General features: G+C 69.1%; 19 protein-coding genes and 1 tRNA gene. 16 read left to right on the top strand and 4 right to left on the bottom strand.

Translation table 11 applies throughout. The features are described 5' to 3' along the window. Nucleotides 1-109 precede the first annotated feature (109 nt). From dusA to ISP17_RS09570, 4 genes are all read left to right on the top strand, one after another. Complete coding sequence (gene dusA, locus ISP17_RS09585) at nucleotides 110-1,129, top strand: tRNA dihydrouridine(20/20a) synthase DusA (RefSeq protein WP_404632476.1); 1,020 nt, start codon at nucleotides 110-112, stop codon at nucleotides 1,127-1,129. 89 nt (nucleotides 1,130-1,218) lie between these two features. Beyond that, nucleotides 1,219-1,542, top strand: a complete 324-nt coding sequence (locus ISP17_RS09580; RefSeq protein ID WP_404632474.1) for a PepSY domain-containing protein — start codon at nucleotides 1,219-1,221, stop codon at nucleotides 1,540-1,542. Continuing rightward, nucleotides 1,542-2,234, top strand: a complete 693-nt coding sequence (locus ISP17_RS09575; protein ID WP_404632472.1) for a response regulator transcription factor — start codon at nucleotides 1,542-1,544, stop codon at nucleotides 2,232-2,234. Before ISP17_RS09580 ends, ISP17_RS09575 begins: the two co-directional genes overlap by 1 nt. Further along, nucleotides 2,200-3,615 (top strand): ATP-binding protein, encoded by a 1,416-nt coding sequence (locus ISP17_RS09570; protein ID WP_404632687.1) that lies wholly within the window; start codon nucleotides 2,200-2,202, stop codon nucleotides 3,613-3,615. Before ISP17_RS09575 ends, ISP17_RS09570 begins: the two co-directional genes overlap by 35 nt. A 49-nt stretch (nucleotides 3,616-3,664) precedes the next feature. On the opposite strand, the gene ISP17_RS09565 is transcribed toward ISP17_RS09570, so the two are convergent. Next, nucleotides 3,665-4,000, bottom strand: coding sequence for a hypothetical protein (locus ISP17_RS09565; RefSeq protein ID WP_404632470.1), 336 nt, complete (start codon nucleotides 3,998-4,000; stop codon nucleotides 3,665-3,667). A 199-nt stretch (nucleotides 4,001-4,199) separates the two neighbouring features. Between ISP17_RS09565 and ISP17_RS09560 the strand changes: the two genes are divergently transcribed. From ISP17_RS09560 to ISP17_RS09515, 10 genes are all read left to right on the top strand, one after another. Further along, on the top strand, nucleotides 4,200-5,174 hold the full coding sequence (locus tag ISP17_RS09560; protein ID WP_404632468.1) for a biotin--[acetyl-CoA-carboxylase] ligase: 975 nt from the start codon (nucleotides 4,200-4,202) through the stop codon (nucleotides 5,172-5,174). Continuing rightward, on the top strand, nucleotides 5,171-5,929 hold the full coding sequence (locus ISP17_RS09555; protein ID WP_404632466.1) for a type III pantothenate kinase: 759 nt from the start codon (nucleotides 5,171-5,173) through the stop codon (nucleotides 5,927-5,929). Before ISP17_RS09560 ends, ISP17_RS09555 begins: the two co-directional genes overlap by 4 nt. A gap of 31 nt (nucleotides 5,930-5,960) precedes the next feature. Continuing rightward, nucleotides 5,961-6,680, top strand: a complete 720-nt coding sequence (locus ISP17_RS09550) for an SPOR domain-containing protein (RefSeq protein ID WP_404632464.1) — start codon at nucleotides 5,961-5,963, stop codon at nucleotides 6,678-6,680. Between the two features lie 48 nt (nucleotides 6,681-6,728). Next, nucleotides 6,729-6,804 (top strand) — tRNA-Thr (locus ISP17_RS09545). 124 nt (nucleotides 6,805-6,928) lie between these two features. Beyond that, nucleotides 6,929-7,843 (top strand): arginase, encoded by a 915-nt coding sequence (gene rocF / locus ISP17_RS09540; RefSeq protein ID WP_404632462.1) that lies wholly within the window; start codon nucleotides 6,929-6,931, stop codon nucleotides 7,841-7,843. Between the two features lie 16 nt (nucleotides 7,844-7,859). Then, nucleotides 7,860-9,224, top strand: a complete 1,365-nt coding sequence (locus ISP17_RS09535; protein WP_404632460.1) for a tryptophan--tRNA ligase — start codon at nucleotides 7,860-7,862, stop codon at nucleotides 9,222-9,224. Between the two features lie 58 nt (nucleotides 9,225-9,282). After that, a complete protein-coding gene (locus ISP17_RS09530; RefSeq protein WP_404632458.1) occupies nucleotides 9,283-9,609 on the top strand; it encodes a hypothetical protein in 327 nt (108 codons plus the stop codon). Between the two features lie 154 nt (nucleotides 9,610-9,763). Next, nucleotides 9,764-10,993, top strand: coding sequence for an MgtC/SapB family protein (locus tag ISP17_RS09525; RefSeq protein ID WP_404632456.1), 1,230 nt, complete (start codon nucleotides 9,764-9,766; stop codon nucleotides 10,991-10,993). Between the two features lie 42 nt (nucleotides 10,994-11,035). Next, the gene (locus ISP17_RS09520) at nucleotides 11,036-11,560 is read left to right on the top strand and encodes a M48 metallopeptidase family protein (RefSeq protein WP_404632454.1); all 525 of its coding nucleotides are present in this window, start codon (nucleotides 11,036-11,038) and stop codon (nucleotides 11,558-11,560) included. A gap of 2 nt (nucleotides 11,561-11,562) precedes the next feature. After that, complete coding sequence (locus tag ISP17_RS09515; RefSeq protein WP_404632452.1) at nucleotides 11,563-12,201, top strand: DUF6348 family protein; 639 nt, start codon at nucleotides 11,563-11,565, stop codon at nucleotides 12,199-12,201. 163 nt (nucleotides 12,202-12,364) lie between these two features. Here the strand turns inward: ISP17_RS09515 and ISP17_RS09510 are convergent, their stop codons facing one another. The 3 genes from ISP17_RS09510 to pdhA form a co-directional block, all read right to left on the bottom strand. Next, the gene (locus tag ISP17_RS09510) at nucleotides 12,365-13,747 is read right to left on the bottom strand and encodes a dihydrolipoamide acetyltransferase family protein (protein ID WP_404632450.1); all 1,383 of its coding nucleotides are present in this window, start codon (nucleotides 13,745-13,747) and stop codon (nucleotides 12,365-12,367) included. A gap of 162 nt (nucleotides 13,748-13,909) precedes the next feature. Then, a complete protein-coding gene (locus tag ISP17_RS09505; RefSeq protein ID WP_404632448.1) occupies nucleotides 13,910-14,890 on the bottom strand; it encodes an alpha-ketoacid dehydrogenase subunit beta in 981 nt (326 codons plus the stop codon). Nucleotides 14,891-14,893: 3 nt separating this feature from the next. Further along, the gene (gene pdhA, locus ISP17_RS09500; protein ID WP_404632446.1) at nucleotides 14,894-15,994 is read right to left on the bottom strand and encodes a pyruvate dehydrogenase (acetyl-transferring) E1 component subunit alpha; all 1,101 of its coding nucleotides are present in this window, start codon (nucleotides 15,992-15,994) and stop codon (nucleotides 14,894-14,896) included. 210 nt (nucleotides 15,995-16,204) lie between these two features. On the opposite strand from pdhA, the gene ISP17_RS09495 reads away from it, so the two are divergent. Together ISP17_RS09495 and ISP17_RS09490 are read left to right on the top strand one after the other, a co-directional pair. Continuing rightward, nucleotides 16,205-17,062, top strand: coding sequence for a tryptophan 2,3-dioxygenase (locus ISP17_RS09495; RefSeq protein WP_404632444.1), 858 nt, complete (start codon nucleotides 16,205-16,207; stop codon nucleotides 17,060-17,062). Between the two features lie 53 nt (nucleotides 17,063-17,115). Beyond that, nucleotides 17,116-18,624: a peptide MFS transporter gene (locus ISP17_RS09490; RefSeq protein WP_404632442.1), complete on the top strand. Its 1,509-nt coding sequence runs from the start codon at nucleotides 17,116-17,118 to the stop codon at nucleotides 18,622-18,624. Nucleotides 18,625-18,693 lie beyond the last annotated feature (69 nt).

The following is an 18,693-nucleotide window of genomic DNA, read 5'->3' as shown; positions in this document are numbered from 1 at the left end:
GCGGTGGCGCAGGGTGCGCGGTCGCCGCGGGGATCGGAAGTCAGCGCGGCATTATGCCATTGGCCATTCTCCCGCCCAAGCCGGCGCGGTCGCCCCGTACAATACGCGGATGACTATTGCTCCCGCTCCCCTCACGGCTGATTCGACCGACGCGCCCTGGCGCGTCTGCGTCGCGCCGATGATGGACTGGACCGATCGCCATTGCCGCTATTTCCATCGCCTGCTGTCGCCGCGGGCGCGGCTGTATACGGAAATGGTGACCAGCGCGGCGCTGGTGCGTGGCGGTCAGCTGCGGCTGCTCGAGCACAGCCAGCAGGAGCATCCGGTGGCGCTGCAGCTCGGCGGCAGCGATCCGGTCGAGCTGGCGCGCGCGGCGGTGCTCGGTGCGCAGGCCGGCTACGACGAGATCAACCTCAACGTCGGCTGCCCGTCCGACCGGGTGCAGTCGGGCCGCTTCGGCGCCTGCCTGATGCTGGAGCCGGCGCTGGTCGGGCAGTGCGTGCGGGCGATGCGCGAAGCGGTGGCGGCGGCTGGCTCCGCCATTCCAGTGACGGTGAAGTGCCGCATCGGCGTCGACGACCAGGACGACTATGCCGACCTGCAGCGCTTCACCGAGATGATGCTCGCCGCGGGCGTCACCGTGCTGGTGGTGCACGCGCGCAAGGCCTGGCTGCAGGGCTTGAGCCCGAAGGAAAACCGCGAGATCCCGCCGCTGGACTACGGCCGGGTGTATCAGCTCAAGCGCGAGTTCGCCCCGCTCACGGTGGTGATCAACGGCGGCATCACCACGGTGGACGAGGTGCGCGCGCACCTGGCGCAGGTGGATGGCGTGATGCTGGGCCGTGCGGCGTACCACGATCCCTACCTGCTGGCGCAGGTCGAGTCGGCGCTGTATGGCGAAGCGCTGCCGTCGCGCGAGGCGGTGCTGGCGCACCTGCGTCCCTACGTCGAGGCTGAGCTGGCACGCGGGACTGCGATCAAGCACATCACCCGGCACTTGCTCGGGCTCTACCAGGGACAACCCGGCGCGCGGAGTTTCCGCCGCGTGCTGAGCGAGGGCTCGCACCTGTCGGAGGCCGGCTGGAGCCTGCTGGAGCAAGCGCTCGACCCGGTGCGCGTCGCGGCATGACAAGCCGCCGTGTTCGGGCCACTATTCAGCCCGGGCGCCTTAACCTCGCAGCACGCCGGGTTCCCCGCCGGCGGTCGGATCACGAACGCATGACATTCAAGACGCTTATGCTGTCGCGCCTGCTGGTCGCGTCTGCGCTGATGGCGGTGGCTGCGCCGCTGTGGGCGCGGCAGGAGTCCGGCCTGAGCCTGGATCAGGCGGTCGAGAAGGTGCAGCACGACACGGGGGGCAGGGTGCTTTCGGCGGATCGACGGGAGTTCGGGCGCAAGACCGAATACCGCATCAAGGTGCTCACGTCCGACGGGCACGTGCGCACGCTGGCCATCCCTGCCGATCCGGAGAAGCGTCCGGCACCGGCCCAGTCAACCAAGAATCCGGCCGGCAACGGTCGGGGCAACAAGGAGAAACACTGATGCGCATCCTTTTGGTGGAGGACGAGGCGCCCTTGCGCGAGACCCTCGCCGCGCGCCTGAAGCGCGACGGCTTCGCCGTCGACGCCGCGCAGGACGGCGAGGAGGGCATGTACCTGGGTCGCGAAGTGCCGTTCGATCTGGCGATCATCGACCTGGGCCTGCCCAAGATGTCCGGCATGGATCTGATCAAGTCGCTGCGCGAGGCCGGCCAGCGCTATCCCATCCTCATCCTCACCGCCCGCGGCGGCTGGCAGGACAAGGTGGAAGGCCTCAAGCACGGCGCCGACGACTACCTGGTCAAGCCGTTCCACGTCGAAGAGCTGCTGGCGCGCATCAACGCGCTGGTGCGTCGCGCCAGCGGCTGGTCCAAGCCGGTGCTGGCGTGCGGTCCGATCAAGCTCGACACCACCGCCCAGACGGTGTCGGTGGAAGGCAAGGTGGTCGACCTCACCAGCTACGAGTACAAGGTGCTCGAATACCTGATGCTGCACGCCGGCGAGCTGGTGTCCAAGGCCGACCTGACCGAGCACATCTACCAGCAGGACTTCGATCGCGATTCCAACGTGCTTGAGGTATTCATCGGTCGCCTGCGCCGCAAGCTCGACCCCGAAAGCACCATCAAGCCCATCGAGACCGTGCGTGGACGCGGATACCGCTTTGCCATCCCCCGCAGCGACGGCGACGAAGACTGAGCAGCCCGCCCCGCGCCGCCCGCTGTCGCTGGCGGCGCGCGCGGCGCTGGCTACCGGCCTGGCGCTGGCCGGGTTCCTCGGCATCATCGGCGTCACCCTGTCCCAGGCCAAATACCAGACCGCGCTGAGCGGCCTGCATGACCGGCTGGAAAACGACGTGCTGGCCTACCTGGCACTCATCGACGTGGGCCGCAACGGCCGTCTGCTGCTGCCGTATTCCTCGCCCGACCCGAGCTTTTCGATGCCCGGCTCGGGCCTCTATGCGGTGGCGATGGGCAACGACGGCTTCCACTGGGAGTCGTCCTCGGCGATCGGCCGCGACTTCAGCTTCCTCTCGCGGCTGAAGCCGGGCGAGACGCGTTTCGTCGGCCCGATCGATACCCGCATGGGGCGCGTCTACTACTACAGCTACGGTGTGGTGTTCGAGTCGCAGGACAACAAGGCTGTGCCGCTCACCTTCACCGTGGCGCAGACCGAAGACCAGTTCCAGGGCGAGAACGGCACCTACCGTCGCTCGCTGATCATCTATCTGTCCACGCTGGGCGTGATGCTGATCGTGCTGCAGATGCTGCTGCTGCGCTGGAGTCTCACCCCGTTGCGCAAGGTGGCCGCCGACATGAGCCGGGTCGAGCGCGGCAAGAGCGATTCGCTCGACAGCCAGTACCCGCTGGAGCTGATCGGCCTCACCGAGCGCATCAACGGTTTCATCGAGAGCGAGCGCGAGCAACGCACGCGCTACCGCAACACCCTGGCCGACCTCGCGCACAGCCTGAAGACGCCGCTGGCGGTGATCCGCTCGCGGCTGGAATCCTCCAGCGAGGCGCCGGCGCTGGCGCACGACGTGCTCGACCAGGTGCGCCGGATGGACGAGCTGGTGGCCTACCAGCTGGCCCGTGCTGCCACCACCGGGCGGCAGCCGTTTGCCACCGCCATCCCCATCGGCGGCCACGCCGAGGATCTGGTGCAGAGCCTGGAAAAGGTCTACGCGGCGAAGAACGTGCTGTGCGAGTTCGAGATCGACGAGGGTGTGGCGTTCTATGGCGAGCAGGGCGACCTGCTGGAACTGATGGGCAACCTGCTGGAAAACGCCTTCAAATGGTCGCGTCACCGCGTACTGCTGGTGGTCAAGGCAACGCCGCAGCCCGGCAAGCAGCGCCCCGGGTTGCTGATGAGCGTGGAGGACGACGGGCCGGGCATCGAGCCGGACAAGGTCGATCGGGTGCTCCAGCGCGGCGTGCGCGGTGACGAGCGCGTGCAGGGCCACGGCATCGGGCTGTCCATCGTGCAGGACATTGTGCGGGCATATCAGGGCGAGCTGGCGGTGGACCGATCACCGGAGTTCGGTGGCGCGCGCTTCAGCGTGACCTTGCCGCCCGGCTGAGCAAGGCTCCCCGGCGTAATCGGCCCGGTTCGTGTCGAGCGTGACGCGATTACTGGATCGAGCCGGGGAGCAGGGACTGCCAGCCGACGTTGGAGTGCGAGGACGGCGCCTGTCGTGCGCCCGTGCTCACCGGCAGCGTGCCGGCCCCGTCGCCGCTCTCATTGCCGGTAGTCGCAGGGGCTTCGCTGCTGCGGCTGGTCGACGGGGAGGACAGCTCTCCGCCGGTGGTGGTGCCGCTGTCGATCGTGCGGGAGCGGGCGTTGCTGCCGACGCTGCGCTGGCCGAGGTCCTGCGTGCCCAGGTCGCCAGCGTCGCGCGCTGCCAGTGCCGGCGAGGATATCGCCGCGGCCAGGATGCATCCGAGAATCCAGCGTGTGGCACTCATGGCGACTCAACCCCTTGATTCGCATGAATCAGACGCTCGAGGGTGACAGAAAGCCGGCACGCGTGCCAGTGTCCGGCCCGGTCTGCGGCACCACGGCAGGGCCGAGCCGATGGCACGGCGGGCATGGGCACCCACGGCGCGCGCGATAGAATGCCGCCCATGCCTTTTTCCTCTTTCCCGCCTGTGGCGGGCTTCTCCCATGCAGGCGGTTGACCTGCTCGCCGTGCTGGCCTCGGGCCAGCCGGTGTCCGGTGCCCGGCTGGCTGAGTCGGCGGGGTTGACCCGTGCCGCCATCTGGAAGCAGATCGAGGCGCTGCGCGCCCGCGGCCTGCCGATCGAATCGCGCGGCAGCGCCGGCTACCGATTGCCCTGGCCGGTGGAACTGCTCGAAGCCGAGCGCATTCGCGCTGCGATGGATAGGCCCAGCCGCGAGCGGCTGGGCGCACTGGAAGTGCACTGGGAACTCGACTCCACTTCCAGCGAGCTGCAGCGGCGCGGACCGACGCCCCCCGATCTCAGCGTGGTGTTCGCCGAGACGCAGACCGCCGGTCGCGGTCGTCGCGGACGCACCTGGCTGTCGCCGCCGGGGCTCAACCTCTACATGTCCTGCCTGAAGCGCTTCGATGGCGGGCTGGCGGGCCTGTCCGGCCTGTCGCTGGCCGTCGGGGTGATCGTGTTGCGCGCGCTGGCGGCGGCGGGCGTCTCCGGAGCAGGCCTGAAGTGGCCCAACGACGTGCTCACGCCGCAGGGCAAGCTGGCCGGCATTCTGGTCGAGCTCAGCGGCGAGTATCAGGGGCCCTGCGCCGCGGTGATCGGTATCGGCTTGAACCTGCGCCTCACCGACGCGCTGCGCGAGCAGGCCGGGCAACCGGTGGCCGATGTGACGGGCCTGTGCGGTGGCCAGCCGCCCTCGCGCAACCGCATGGCCGCAGCACTGGTGCAGGCGCTGGTTGACGGCCTGCAACAGTTCGAGCAACACGGCTTTGCCGCCTTCGTCGATGACTACGCCACGCACGACCTGCTGCGCGACGTCCCCCTCACGCTGAGTGGTGCGCAGGGCGACTTAGTCGGCATCGGTGCCGGCGTCGACGCGCGCGGCGCCCTGCAGGTGCGGCTCGCCGATGGCGGCACGCGCGCGGTGGACAGCGCCGATGTCACGGTGCGCCGCGCATGAGGCTGCTGCTGGATCTGGGTAACACGCGGCTGAAATGGAGCGCCCGTGACGACACCGGCGAGCTGGCGCACGGCGCGGTGGCCTGGTCCGAACCGGTGGCCGACACCTTGCGCGAGGCATGGGGGGCATTGCCACCGGCGGACGCGGTGCTCGGCGCCTCGGTGGTGGACGATGCGCGCGAGACGCTGGTGGCTGCGCAGGTGACCGCCGTGCTGTCCCGCGAAGTGCACTGGGTGCGCAGTCCTGTCGCCGCGTGCGGCGTGCGCAGCGGCTACAGCGAGCCGGAGCGGCTCGGTGTCGACCGTTTTCTCGCCATGGTCGCGGCGCATGCGGAAGGGCGTTCGCCTTGCGTGCTGGTCGGTGTCGGCACCGCGCTGACGCTCGATGCGCTCGCTGGCGACGGCACCCACTTGGGCGGCGTCATCGCGCCAGGGCCGCATCTGATGCAGCAGTCGCTGCTGGGTGCCACCGTGCGCGTGCGGCCGGAACAGGCGGGCGTGGTCACCACGCTGGCGGACAACACGGCCGATGCCGTGGCCTCGGGCTGCTGGGGCGCATGCGCCGCGCTGGTCGAGCGGTTCGCGGCGCAGGTGGCGCCGCAACTCGGTGGCACACCGCTGCTGTTGTTCGGCGGTGGGGATGCGGCCAGCCTGCGCTCGCTGGTGGAGCGGCCCGGCGAATTGTTCGCCGACGGCGTGCTGCGTGGCCTGGACGTCTGGAGCCGCGTCGCGGTTCCGCCCGTGCCGGCCCACTAGACTGCACGCGAGGCCTGCCTGAGGGATGTCGATGTTCCTGCGTCTTCTGTTCGTGCTGCTGATCGCGCTCAACATTGCCGTCGGTGCCTGGCTCGTGCTTGGCCAGGACGACGCCCACGTGCGCAGCGTCACCGATCCCGGCGTGCCGGTGCTGCATCTGCTGACCGAGCGGCCCGACCTCGTCGCGGCAGCCTCCGTGGCCGCGCCCGCGGCGGTCGAGCCGGTCGCTGCCGCATCCACCGACCCCGCACCGCTGTCGGCGGCGCCGTCGACTACAGCGAAATCGGCAGCCGCCAGTTATCGCTGCATGGCGCTGGGCCCGTTCGCCAGCCTGCAGGCGCTGCGCAGCGCGCGCAGCAAGCTGGAGTCGCAGACCGCCCGCAGCCGCTCGCGTCAGGAACAGTCGCAGCAGTCGCGCGGCTGGTGGGTCTACCTGCCCGCACAGGCCAGCCGCACGCAGGCGCTGGCCCAGGCCCAGCGCCTGAGCGACGCGCATATCGAGGACTACTTCGTGGTCAGCTCGGGCGGCCAGCCCAACACCATCTCGCTGGGCCTGTTCAAGGACCCGGCGAACGCGCGCAAGCGACGCGACGAGGTGGTGGCGGCAGGCTTCCCCGCGCAGATGACCGAGCGCGTGGAGACGGTGCCCGAGTACTGGCTCGACGTGGTCGTGGCTGACGACGATCCCGCCGCGTGGAGCCAGCGCATCCGCAGCCTCGGCGTGGGCTCGCACAGCACCGGCTGCTTCTGAGCCTGAGTCGCGCCCGAGCCCGCGGCGCCTGTTAGAATCGCCGCTTACGCCGGTATAGCTCAGTTGGTAGAGCAACTGATTTGTAATCAGTAGGTCGCGGGTTCGATTCCTGCTGCCGGCACCACCGTCGCGCCAGTGGTACCCGGGGGCGCGGGTCGTTGCCCGCCTCGCCTGACCATCCCCCTCCTTGCGCGCAGGCGCATCGTGCGGATGCCCGCCACGCGGCGCGATCGACACGACGAGGCAGCATGACCAAGCAGAGCATTTCCCTGATCGGCGTTCCCACCGACATCGGCGCGGGTCATCGCGGCGCCTCGATGGGGCCGGAGGCGCTGCGCGTGGCGCGGCTGGCGGAGAAGCTCGCCAAGCGCGGGCTGAGCGTGGTTGATCGCGGCAACGTCGCCGGGCCGATGAACCCCTGGCAGCCGCCGGTGGATGGCTATCGCCACCTGGCCGAAGTGGCTGCGTGGAATCACGGCGTATTCGATGCGGTGAGGGCCGAGCTGGACGCCGGCCACCTGCCCATCATGCTCGGCGGCGACCACTGCCTGGCGATCGGCTCGATCGCCGCGGTCGCCGCGCACTGCCGCGCGCAGGGCAAGACGCTGCGCGTGCTGTGGCTGGACGCGCACTCGGATTTCAACACTGCGTTGGCCACGCCCTCGGGCAACATCCACGGCATGCCGGTGGCCTGCCTGTGTGGCAACGGTCCGAAGGAGCTGGTGGAAGTCGGCGGCCACGTGCCGGCGACCACGCCGGACGTGTTCCGGCAGATCGGCATCCGCTCGGTGGACGATATGGAAAAGCAGCTGATCCGCGATGCGCAGGTGCAGGTGTTCGACATGCGCCACATCGACGAGAACGGCATGAAGCGCACGATGGAAGAAGCGCTCGCCGGCGTCGATGCCAATACCCACCTGCACGTGAGCTTCGACGTGGACTTCCTCGACCCGACCATCGCGCCGGGCGTGGGCACTACGGTGCGCGGTGGCCCGAACTACCGCGAGGCGCAGCTGTGCATGGAGATGATCGCCGACACCGGCCGCCTCGGCTCGCTCGACATCGTCGAGCTCAACCCCGCCTACGACAAGCGCAACCAGACCGCGAAGCTCGCGGTGGACCTGGTCGAATCGCTGTTCGGCAAGTCCACCCTGATCCACTGAGCACGATCGCGCACGCATGCAGACCCGAGTCCTCACCGGCATCACCACCACCGGCACGCCGCACCTGGGCAACTACGTCGGCGCGATCCGCCCGGCGATCGCCGCCAGCCGCCGCGACGAGGTGGACGCGTTCTACTTCATGGCCGACTACCACGCGCTGATCAAGAGCGACGACCCGGCGCGCATCGAGCGCTCGCGGCTGGAGATCGCCGCGACCTGGCTGGCCGCGGGGCTGGACCCGGAGCGCGTCACCTTCTACCGGCAGTCGGACATCCCGGAGATCCCGGAGCTGACCTGGTTCCTCACCTGCGTCACCGCCAAGGGCCTGCTCAACCGCGCGCATGCCTACAAGGCGGCGGTGGACAAGAACGTGGCCGAGGGGGAGGACGCCGATGCGGGCATCACCGCCGGCCTGTACATGTACCCGGTGCTGATGGCGGCGGACATCCTCGCCTTCAACGCGCACCAGGTGCCGGTGGGTCGCGACCAGATCCAGCACATCGAGATGGCGCGCGACATCGCGCAGCGCTTCAACCACATCTACGGCCGCGATTTCTTCGTGCTGCCGGAGGCGCTGATCGAGGAGCAGGTGGCGACGCTGCCCGGCCTGGACGGCCGCAAGATGTCCAAGAGCTACGACAACACCATTCCGCTGTTCGCCGCCGGTGCCAAAGGCATGCGCGAGGCGATCCTGCGCATCGTCACGGACTCGCGCCTGCCGGGCGAGCCGAAGGATCCGGACAGCTCGGCGCTGTTCATCCTGTTCCGCGCCTTCGCCAGCGAGGCGGAGAGCCAGGCATTCCGCACGGCGCTGGAGGAGGGCATCGGCTGGGGCGAGGCCAAGCAGGTGCTGTACGAACGCATCGAAACCGACGTGGCGCCGATGCGCGCGCGCTACGACGAGCTGATGGCCAAGCCTGCGCAGATCGAGGCGATCCTGCAGGAAGGCGCGAAGAAGGCGCGAGCGATCGCCGTGCCGCTGATTGCCGAACTGCGCGACGCGATCGGTCTGCGTTCCGGTGCTGCGGTGGCTGTTGCCGCGCCGGCGGCGGCAGCGGTGCCGAAGGCGGACAAGCCGCCGCGCTTCGCCAGTTTCCGTGACGGCGACGGCCGCTTCCGCTTCCGCCTGTTCTCCGGCGAGGGCGAGGAGCTGCTGCTGTCGCAGCCGTTCGACGACCCCAAGGCCGCCGGCGCGCTGCAGAAGCGCCTGCGCACGCTCGGCGGCGCGTCCGCGGTGGTGCAGACCCTGGCCGACGGCACGATGCTGGAGCTGGACGGCATCGCGGTGGCCCGCCTGCAGATGGGCGAGGGCGCCGACGCGGCCGACCTCGCGCTGGTGCGGCTGCGCCACGCGCTCGACCAGCTCGCCGCCCAGGATTGAGCGACCTTTCTTTGCTGTGCCGGCCCGCGTATGGCCGGCCAATGTTGGAGCTACTTCCATGCGCTACCTCGCTCTTTTGCTGCTTGCGCCCTGGCTGGTGATCCTGGGCTGGGCGTATTTCGCCTATCCGAAAAGCCTGCCGCGCACGACGGGGCGTCGCAGTTTCGATGTGGCCGTGCTGCTGCTCGCGGTGGCTGCGACGGTGAGCGCAGCGGTGCTCGGCTACGAGGCGGTGAAGCTGCCCCCGGTGGCCCAGTTCGGCCGCTCCAGCGGCGCGATCTGGCAGCAGGTGCTGCCGGCGCTGTACGGCTACGGTGCCTGCGTGGCGGTGCTGCTGGTCGGCTTGGTCGTGCGCCAGCAGCTGTGGGGACGCACGCGCCGCTGAGGCGCAGACACGCCCCTCTCGCTGCGGCATCATCCGGCGAGGGCTGAACGCCGCCCGCCATCGGCAATGTGAGGCGCGCCGTGCATCCGGTTCGATCGACAGGCTTTCCCATGCTCCCGCGCGCCCGACCGGCGCCGGCGCGCCGGTGCGTGCGATGACACCCTGGACCGGCTTTGCCGTGGCGCTGGGCATCGGCCTGCTGATGGGCGCCGAGCGCGAACGCCGCAAGGGCACCGATGCGCAGCGCACCGTCGCCGGCATCCGCACCTTCTCCGTGGTGGCCCTGTTCGGTGCGATCTGCGCGGCGATCGATCCGTGGCTGGTGGTGGCGGCCATGCTGGCGCTCACTGTGCTGGTCGGCATCGCCTACGCGCGCGATCGCAGCGACGATCCGGGCCTCACCACCGAGGCCAGCCTGCTGGCCTGCCTCGTGCTCGGTGCCATGGCCACGCGCCAGCCGCTGCTGGCGGCCGGCGTGGGCGTGGCGATCACCGCACTGCTGGCCTCGCGCGAATCGCTGCACCGCTTCGTGCGCGGCGTGCTGACCACCGCCGAGCTCAACAACCTGCTGGTGCTCGCCGCGGCCACGCTGATGGTGCTGCCGCTGATCCCCGATCGTGCGATCGGGCCGTTCGACGCGATCCATCCGCGCACGATCTGGATCATCGTCATCCTGGTCATGGCGATCGGCGCGCTCGCCCATGTGCTGCTGCGCTGGCTGGGCAGTGCCGTGGGGCTGCCGCTGGCCGGGCTGTTGTCGGGGTTCGTCTCCAGCACCGCCACCATCGGCGTGATGGGTTCGCGCTCGCGCGCCCGGCCGGAGTTGCGCCGGCGCGCGGTGGCGGCAGCGGTGCTGTCCACCGTCGCCACGTTCGTGCAGATGGCCGCGGTGCTGGCGGTGACGCATGCGCCGACGCTGCGCGTGCTGGCGGCGCCCTTGCTGGCGGGCGGCACGGCGGCGCTGGCGGTGGGCGCGATCGTGGTCTGGCGCAGTCGCGACGGCGCGCCCGGCGCCGATGTCGAAGCCGGCGCCGCCGCCTTCAGCGTGAAGAGCGCGTTGCTGCTGGGCGCGACCATCGCGCTGGTGCAGCTCGTCGCCGCCGCGCTGCAGGTGTGGCTGGGCCAGCGCGGTCTGCTGGTGGCCGCCGCCGTGGCCGGCTTCGCCGACACCCATGCGCCGGCGGTGTCGTTTGCCTCGCTCGCCGCGGACGGCAGCATCGCCCCGCAGCAGGCGATGTGGCCGATCCTGCTGGCGCTGAGCACCAACACGGTGTCCAAGGTGGTGGTGGCCACGCTGGGCGGTGGCCGCGCGTTTGCGCGTCCGGTGATCGCAGGGCTGGCGCTGGTGCTGGTGTGCACCTGGGCCGGCGCGCTGCTTGCGTAAGCGTCGCCGGTTACGCTGCGGGCGGAATGCGACAATGTCCCGATGACCACGCTGCGTTACCTCCAGGGCTATCCCGACCATCTGCAGGATCAGGTGCGCGCCCTGCTGCATGCAGGGCGCCTGGGCGATCATCTCGCCGCGCGTTATCCCGAGCGCCACGCGGTGCAGAGCGACAAGGCGCTGTACGCGTACACGATGGAGCTCAAGCAGGCCTACCTGCGCAATGCACCCGGCATCGACAAGGTGCTCTACGACGCCAAGCTCGACGTGGTGAAGAAGGCGCTGGGCCTGCACACCGCGATCTCGCGCGTGCACGGCGGGCGGCTGAAGGCGAAGAAGGAGATCCGCGTGGCCTCGGTGTTCCGGCAGGCGCCGGCTGCGTTTCTGGAAACCATCGTGGTGCACGAGCTGGCGCACCTGAAGGAACTGGACCACAACAAGGCGTTCTACCAGCTGTGCGAGCACATGCTGCCGGACTACCACCAGCGCGAGTTCGATTTGCGCGTGTACCTCACCTGGCGCGACTTGGCGCCGCCGGCCGATGCCGCCGGCCAAGAGAAGGAATGACGATGGATGACGCGGCCCTGCAGGGCGCCTTGCGCCGATTGTTCGAACGCCACGAGGTGGAACTGGAGCCTGACGAGGACGGCTGGCTGCTCACCGACGGCGACTTCCCCGCCATCCGCGCACATTGGCAGGCTGGCGAAGGCAGCGAGCCTGGTCGCCTCGATGTGGACGTGGTCGTAGCGGAAGACCGCTGCATCGAGGACAGCTTCGCCGGTGCCGACGCGCGCGAGGCGCTGGCTGCGTTCGAGCAGTCGAGCTTTCACCTGTTGCTGGCTGCATGCTGGTACCTCACCGACGACCGGCGCATGCGCATCGCCGCGTGGGACATCGGCGTGCGCATCTGGGACGTGTTCGTCGGCCCGCTGGTGACGCGACCGTCCGCCAGCGAGCCGCAACCGATGCCGCCCGGCGCCGCGCTCGCCCTGCAGCAGGCGGTGGGCCAGCTGTCGCTTGCTCCGCAACTGCACTGGATCCACCTGCTGCACCGCCGTGCGGGCGATGGCGTTGCCACCCACGAAGCGTTGCTCGACGGCGAGCCGTGGTCGGCCGGCACGGCGATGCTGGCAGCCGGTGCGTGGCCGGAACTGTCGCCGGACACCTCGGCGCGGCAGCTGGTGTTGCTGGACGTGCGCGACTACTGAACGCGCTCGCCCGTAGGAGCCCGCTCGCGGGCGATGCTCCTGATGCACATCGAAGCCGAAGAGCATCGCCCGCGAGCGGGCTCCTACCGCAAAGCGGGCATAAAACAAAAAAAGCCCGGGAGGCGCGAACCTCCCGGGCTTTTTTTGATCACGACCGGCTGGCTCAGTGCGGCTGGGCCATGTCGTCCAGCAGCGCCTTGAGGAAGCGCGCCGCCTCGCCGCCGGTGGCGGCGCGGTGGTCGAAGGTGAGGCTGATCGGCATGCGGCGGTGCACTTCGATGCCGCCCATCACCGCCACCACGTCGTGGCTGAGCTTGCCGGCGCCGATGATGGCGACCGTGGGCGGTACCACCACCGGGGTGGCGTAGCGGCCGGCGAACATGCCGAAGTTGCTCAGGCTGATGGTATAGCCGGACAGCTCCGAGGACGGGATCGAGCGGTCTTCCACCTGGGTGCGCAGGCGCTTGATCGCCGCGCGCACGCCGTGGCCGTCGAGCATGTCGGCGTTGCGCAGGGCCGGCACGAACAGGCCGTCGTCGGTGTCCACGGCGATGCCGATGTCCACGTGCGGATGCAGGGTGCGGCTGAGGTTCTTGCCATCGAACCACGCGTTGAGTGCCGGCACCGCCTTGCAGGCGGCGACGATGGCGCGCACCAGGCGGGCGGTGATGTCTTGCTTGCCGATCCAGGCGTGCAGGTCGGCATCGTCCACCAGGGTGGTCGGCACCACCTGCGCGTGGGCTTCGGCCATCACGCGCGCCATGTTCCGGCGCACGCCCTTGAGCTGCTCCGGCTGGCCGCTGGCGACCTGCGACGGCGGCGCGGTGCGCACAGGCTTGCCGGCCAGCGAGGTGGGCGTGCGCGAGGGCGCCGGGCCCGGTTCGGGCAGTTCCGGTGCCAGGTGGCGGCCGGCCGATGCGGGCACGGCGCGAGCCGGTGCGGCACCGAGCGGCGCGCTGCCATTGGCAGCGGCGTTCTTCACGTCCTGCATGGTGACTACGCCATCGGCGCCGCTGGGGCGCACGCGGGCGAGGTCGACCTTGAGCTTTTTCGCCAGCGCACGCACGGCCGGAACGGCCTTGACGCCGCCGATGCTGGCGGCCTGCTCGACATGCACATGGCTGCCGCTGACCATTGCGCCGACTACGGTGCCTTCGTCTTCCCGATCGGAACCCTGCACCTCGCCGCCCTCGTCGGAGGCGACCACGCGGCCGCCGTCATCCGGTACCGGGCTGCCCACGCTCTTCTTGGGACCGTGGTGGTGGCCGGTGGACTCGGCCTCGGCGCGCTGCTTGGCGTTGGGATCGGGTTCGAAATCGGCCAGCGCGGCGCCGGTCTCGATGATGTCGCCCGGTGCGCCGTAGAGCTTGGTGACCTTGCCGGTGTACGGCGAGGGCACGTCGACCACCGCCTTGGCGGTTTCCATCGAGCACAGCGGGGCGTCGAGCTTGATGCTGTCGCCTTCCTTCACGTGCCACTCGACCACGGTGGCGTCGGGCAGGCCTTCGCCGAGGTCGGGGAGGTAGAACGTCTTGATATCAGCCATGGTGGTTTTCCGTTGTCTGGCGCGTGTTGCGCAGGCGGGAGAAATTCGAGGTTTCCAGCCGTCATTCCCGCGGGCGCGGAAACCCATCTTGCTCGTGTGCCGGAAGATCAAAATGGGTTCCCGCTTTCGCGGGAATGACGTTCGTTCTTTTTGGCTCTTCGCTTAGGAGGCTGCCAGCGTGCGCTTGGCCGCATCGACGATGCGCTCCACGCTTGGCAGGTACTTCATCTCCAGGCGGAACAGCGGGATGTGCGTGTCGAAGCCGGTGACGCGCTCGACCGGCGCGAGCAGGTCGTACAGGCATTCCTCGGCCACGCGCGCGGCGATCTCGGCGCCGAAGCCCGCGGTCTTGGGCGCCTCGTGCACGATCACGCAGCGACCGGTCTTGGCCACCGATTCGGCGATGGTGTCGAAATCCAGCGGGGTCAGCGTGGCCACGTCGATCACTTCGGCGCTGATGCCGGCCTGGGCCAGCTCGTCGGCGGCCTCAAGACATTCCTTCACCTGCGCGCCCCAGGTCACCAGGGTCACGTCGGTGCCGTCGCGCAGCACGAAGCACACGTCCAGCGGCAGCGCCTCGCCGTCGTCCGGCACCTCTTCCTTGTACTGTCGGTAGATCCGCTTGGGCTCGAAGAACATCACCGGATCCGGGTCACGGATGGCGGCGAGCAGCAGGCCGTAGGCGCGCGCGGGCGAGGAGGGCATCACCACGCGCAGGCCGGGGATGTTGGTGAACAAGTGCTCGTTCGCCTCGGAGTGGTGCTCCGGCGCACGGATGCCGCCGCCCCACGGTGCGCGGAACACGGCCGGCACGGTGAGGCGGCCGCGGGTGCGGTTGCGCAGGCGCGCGGCGTGGCAGGCGATCTGTTCCATCATCGGGTAGATGAAGCCTTCGAACTGCGCCTCGGCCACCGGCTTCATGCCCTGCACGGCCAGGCCGACCGTGACGCCAGCGATGGTGGTTTCGTCCAGCGGCGTGTCGAGCACGCGCAGCTCGCCGAACTTCTCCTGCAGGCCCTGGGTGGCGCGGAACACGCCGCCGTTGACGCCGACGTCCTCGCCCAGCACCACGACCGAGTCGTCGTGCTTCATTTCGTAGGCGAGCGCCTGGGTGACGGCTTCAATGAGAGTGATCTGTGCCATGGCTCAGTGGCCCTTCTTGGATGCGAGCTGGGATTCGAGCGAGAGGACGTAGTCGCGCTGCTTGGCGAGGTCCGCGGGAACCTCGGCGAAGGTGTAGTCGAACATCGCCGACACCGGCTGCGTCTTGGTCTCGAGATAGGCGTTCACCTCGTTGTCCATCCACTCGTCGCACTCGGCCTTCCAGGCTTCTTCCTTGGCGTCGTCCCACACGCCCTTGGCGACGAGCCAGTTGCGCAGGCGCTTCATCGGCTCCTTCGCCCAGCCTTCCTTCACCTCGGCCTCGCCGCGGTAGCGCCGCGCGTCGTCGGCGGTGGTGTGGTCGCCGAGGCGGTAGGTGACCGCCTCGATCACGCTGCCGCCCTCGCCGTTGCGGGCGCGCTCCAGCGCGTCTTCCATCGCCTTGCGCACGGCGATGATGTCGTTGCCGTCCACCTGGATCGAATACAGGCCCGCAGCGATGCCCTTCTGCGCCAGCGTCGGCGCGCCGGACTGGATCTTGCGCGGCACCGAGATCGCCCATTGGTTGTTGACGATCACCGCCACCATCGGCAGGTTCTGCGCGCCGGTGATGTTGATGGCCCCATAGAAGTCGCCCTTGGACGAGCCGCCGTCACCGATGGTGCACACCGCCACGCGCTTCTCGCCGCGGATCTTGAACGCCAGCGCGCTGCCGGCCGCATGCAGGCACTGCGTGGCGATCGGCACCGACCAGGCGAAGTCGTGGCGCGCCGGCTCATTCTGGTAGTCGTTGCCGCGCTCGTCGCCGCCCCAGTACATGTAGACCTCGCGCGGGCGCACGCCGCGGTACAGCTGCGCACCGTACTCGCGGTAGCTCGGCGCCAGCACGTCCTCGGGCTTCATTGCCGAGCCGATACCGACGTGCGCGGCTTCGTGGCCCAGGCAGCTGGCGTAGGTGCCCAGCTTGCCGGTGCGCTGGAGCGCGATCGACTTGGCGTCGAACACGCGGGTGGACAGCATCAACTTGTACAGCTCGACCATGTGGTCGAGATCCTGCGCGAACGCGGGCAGGTCGTCACGGACCTGTTTGCCCTCGGCGTCGAGGTACTGCAGGTATTCGATCTCAAACTTGGCGGCAATCGACACGAGTCGCTCCGAAAGTGGGCAAAAGGGGCTCGGGAGGCGGCAGGGCGCGGGTCGGGGAAACACCCGCAGGCACGCAAATGTCCCAAAAAATCCTGCAATTGATAGCAGGCGGGGATGTTGCGTCGCAAGGTACAGCGCAGCATGCGCGCCGGTACGGATGCGTCCGGGCGAGCCATTACCATGCGGGTTTTGACGGGGAATGACGCGGCCATGACGGACAACCGGCGCGATCTCGAAGCGGGTATCGAAACCGACCTGGAAGGGCGCCTCACCTACGGCGGCTACCTGCGGCTGGACGTGCTGCTGTCGGCGCAGCAGCCGCGCAGCGTACCGCCGCACCACGACGAGATGCTGTTCATCGTGCAGCACCAGGTGAGCGAGCTGTGGATGAAGCTGATGATCCACGAGCTGCGTGCGGCGATCGATTTCCTGCAGCGCGACCAGGTATGGCAGGTGCGCAAGGTGCTGGCGCGCTGCAAGTCGGTGCTGCGGCAGCTGATCGAGCAGTGGGCGGTGCTGGAGACGATGACGCCGTCGGAGTATCTGGAGTTCCGCGAGACGCTGGGGCCGTCGTCGGGCTTCCAGTCGCTGCAGTACCGGGTGATGGAGTTCGTGCTGGGCAACAAGAACGCCGCCATGCTCAAGGTGTTCGACCACGACCCCGCAGGCCAGGCGCAGCTGCGCGCGGTGCTCGAGGCGCCCAGCCTGTACGACGAGTTCCTGCGCTACCTGGCGCGCTTCGACCATGCCGTGCCGGGCAAGCACCTGGCGCGCGACTGGAGCGAGCCGCACGTGTCCGACCCGGCACTGCTGCCGGTGTTCGAGCGCATCTACGGCGACACCGATCGCTACTGGCGCGAGTACGCGCTGTGCGAGGACTTCGTGGATCTGGAGACGCAGTTCCAGCTGTGGCGCTTTCGCCACATGCGCACGGTGCAGCGGATCATCGGCTTCCGCCGCGGCACCGGCGGCTCGTCCGGCGTGGCGTTCCTGAAGAAGGCGCTGGAGCTGGAATTCTTCCCCGAGCTGTTCGAGGTGCGTACGACCTTGCGCCCGCAAGGCGGCTGACGCGGCGGCCCGGCTCTGGCACGATCCGGGGACTTTCCGGGGGCGAGACCACCATGACCGATACGTCCACCGCCGCGTCGAACGCGGCGCCCGACTTCCCGCAGCTGTTCGGCCACCCGCGTCCGCTGTGGATGCTGTTCATGACGGAGTTCTGGGAGCGCTTTGCGTTCTACAGCGTGAGCTGGGCGCTGACGCTGTACATCGTGGCGCAGTTCTTCCACGGCGACGCGTCGGGGCAGGCCTGGGCCAGCGGCATCTTCGGCGCTTATACCGCGCTGATCTACGCCACCGGCATCTTCGGCGGCTACGTGGCGGACAAGCTGATTGGCTACCAGCGCTCGATCCTGATCGGCGCGGCGGTGATGGCGGCGGGCCTGTTCGCGCTGGCGGTGCCGACCAAGCCGATATTCCTGCTCGGGCTGGCGCTGGTGATCGTGGGCGACGGCCTGTTCAAGCCAAACATCTCCTCGATGGTCGGCCAGCTCTATGGCAAGGATGACCCGCGCCGCGACCGCGGCTTCACGCTGTTCTACATGGGCATCAACGCCGGCGCCTTCGTCGCGCCGCTGCTCACCGGCTGGATGGCGGCGTACTTCACCGACACCGCGCTGGAGCAGAACTACAAGCTGGTGTTCATCGCTGCCGGCGTGGGCATGGTGCTGAGCTTCGCCTGGTTCTGGTTCGGCCGGCGCAGCCTGGGCGGCGTGGGCCGGCCGGCCGCCGACAAGACCGGGGCCGGGCGCTCGATCGGCGTGATTGCCGGCTCGTTGCTGGCGGTACCGGTGATCTACTGGCTGCTCTCGCAGATCGGCCCGATCGGGCTGCAGTGGATGCTCGGCCTGCTGTTCATCGGCATCTCGGTGCTGCTGCTGGCCGAGGCGGCGCGGCACGACAAGGTGCAGGTGCATCGGGTGATCGCGATGCTGATCATCTTCGCCTTCAACGTGCTGTTCTGGATGTTCTATTTCCAGCTCGGCACTTCGTTCAACTTCCTCGCCGAAAACCTGGTGGATCGGAAGATGTTCGGTGGCTGGACCTTCCCGGTGGGCTGGTTCCAGTCGGTGAGCCCGCTGGCGATCCTCGCGCTGGCGCCGCCGCTCACGCTGGTGTGGGGGTGGCTGGCCAAGCGCAACAAGGAGCCGTCGATCCCGCGCAAGTTCGGCCTGGGGTTGATCTTCAACGGGCTGGGCTTCGCCGTGCTGATGTTCGCGCTGTCACGGCTGCTGGGGCCGGCCGGGCTGATCCCGTTCTGGCCGCTGGCGGCGTGCTACGTGCTGCAGACCACCGGCGAGCTGTGCCTGTCTCCGATCGGCCTGTCGATGGTGACCAAGCTGGCACCGCCGCGACTGGTGGGCGCGGCGATGGGCGGCTGGTTCCTCTCGCTCGCCGTGGGTGGCAACCTGTCGGGCCTCTTGGCCAGCTCGATCAGCGGCAGCACCGGCATGACCGCCGCCTCGGCGCTGGGTGGTTTCACCTTCGGCTTCTGGCTGCTCGCCGGTGCGGGTGCGTTCCTGCTGCTGGTCTCGCCGTTGATCAACCGGCTGATGCACGGGGTGAAGTAGCGAAGCGAGGAGTGAGTGGAGAGGAGTGAGGAGTGAGAGAGGAGCAACGGCTTCTTCTCAGTCACGCGT

The organism is Dyella ginsengisoli (assembly GCF_044904665.1).
Taxonomy (GTDB): Bacteria; Pseudomonadota; Gammaproteobacteria; order Xanthomonadales; family Rhodanobacteraceae; genus Dyella_A; species Dyella_A ginsengisoli.
The sequence above is the reverse complement of the archived record's forward strand: the minus strand, read 5'-3'. Positions and strand labels throughout refer to the sequence as shown.

What these genes read in the sequence shown, in the direction of transcription:
- dusA (WP_404632476.1), top strand. Translation starts at nt 110, where the DNA reads ATGACTATTGCTCCCGCTCCCCTCACGGCTGATTCGACCGACGCGCCC.
- ISP17_RS09580 (WP_404632474.1), top strand. Translation starts at nt 1,219, where the DNA reads ATGACATTCAAGACGCTTATGCTGTCGCGCCTGCTGGTCGCGTCTGCG.
- ISP17_RS09575 (WP_404632472.1), top strand. Translation starts at nt 1,542, where the DNA reads ATGCGCATCCTTTTGGTGGAGGACGAGGCGCCCTTGCGCGAGACCCTC.
- ISP17_RS09565 (WP_404632470.1), bottom strand. Translation starts at nt 4,000, where the DNA reads ATGAGTGCCACACGCTGGATTCTCGGATGCATCCTGGCCGCGGCGATA.
- ISP17_RS09560 (WP_404632468.1), top strand. Translation starts at nt 4,200, where the DNA reads ATGCAGGCGGTTGACCTGCTCGCCGTGCTGGCCTCGGGCCAGCCGGTG.
- ISP17_RS09555 (WP_404632466.1), top strand. Translation starts at nt 5,171, where the DNA reads ATGAGGCTGCTGCTGGATCTGGGTAACACGCGGCTGAAATGGAGCGCC.
- ISP17_RS09550 (WP_404632464.1), top strand. Translation starts at nt 5,961, where the DNA reads ATGTTCCTGCGTCTTCTGTTCGTGCTGCTGATCGCGCTCAACATTGCC.
- rocF (WP_404632462.1), top strand. Translation starts at nt 6,929, where the DNA reads ATGACCAAGCAGAGCATTTCCCTGATCGGCGTTCCCACCGACATCGGC.
- ISP17_RS09535 (WP_404632460.1), top strand. Translation starts at nt 7,860, where the DNA reads ATGCAGACCCGAGTCCTCACCGGCATCACCACCACCGGCACGCCGCAC.
- ISP17_RS09530 (WP_404632458.1), top strand. Translation starts at nt 9,283, where the DNA reads ATGCGCTACCTCGCTCTTTTGCTGCTTGCGCCCTGGCTGGTGATCCTG.
- ISP17_RS09525 (WP_404632456.1), top strand. Translation starts at nt 9,764, where the DNA reads ATGACACCCTGGACCGGCTTTGCCGTGGCGCTGGGCATCGGCCTGCTG.
- ISP17_RS09520 (WP_404632454.1), top strand. Translation starts at nt 11,036, where the DNA reads ATGACCACGCTGCGTTACCTCCAGGGCTATCCCGACCATCTGCAGGAT.
- ISP17_RS09515 (WP_404632452.1), top strand. Translation starts at nt 11,563, where the DNA reads ATGGATGACGCGGCCCTGCAGGGCGCCTTGCGCCGATTGTTCGAACGC.
- ISP17_RS09510 (WP_404632450.1), bottom strand. Translation starts at nt 13,747, where the DNA reads ATGGCTGATATCAAGACGTTCTACCTCCCCGACCTCGGCGAAGGCCTG.
- ISP17_RS09505 (WP_404632448.1), bottom strand. Translation starts at nt 14,890, where the DNA reads ATGGCACAGATCACTCTCATTGAAGCCGTCACCCAGGCGCTCGCCTAC.
- ISP17_RS09495 (WP_404632444.1), top strand. Translation starts at nt 16,205, where the DNA reads ATGACGGACAACCGGCGCGATCTCGAAGCGGGTATCGAAACCGACCTG.
- ISP17_RS09490 (WP_404632442.1), top strand. Translation starts at nt 17,116, where the DNA reads ATGACCGATACGTCCACCGCCGCGTCGAACGCGGCGCCCGACTTCCCG.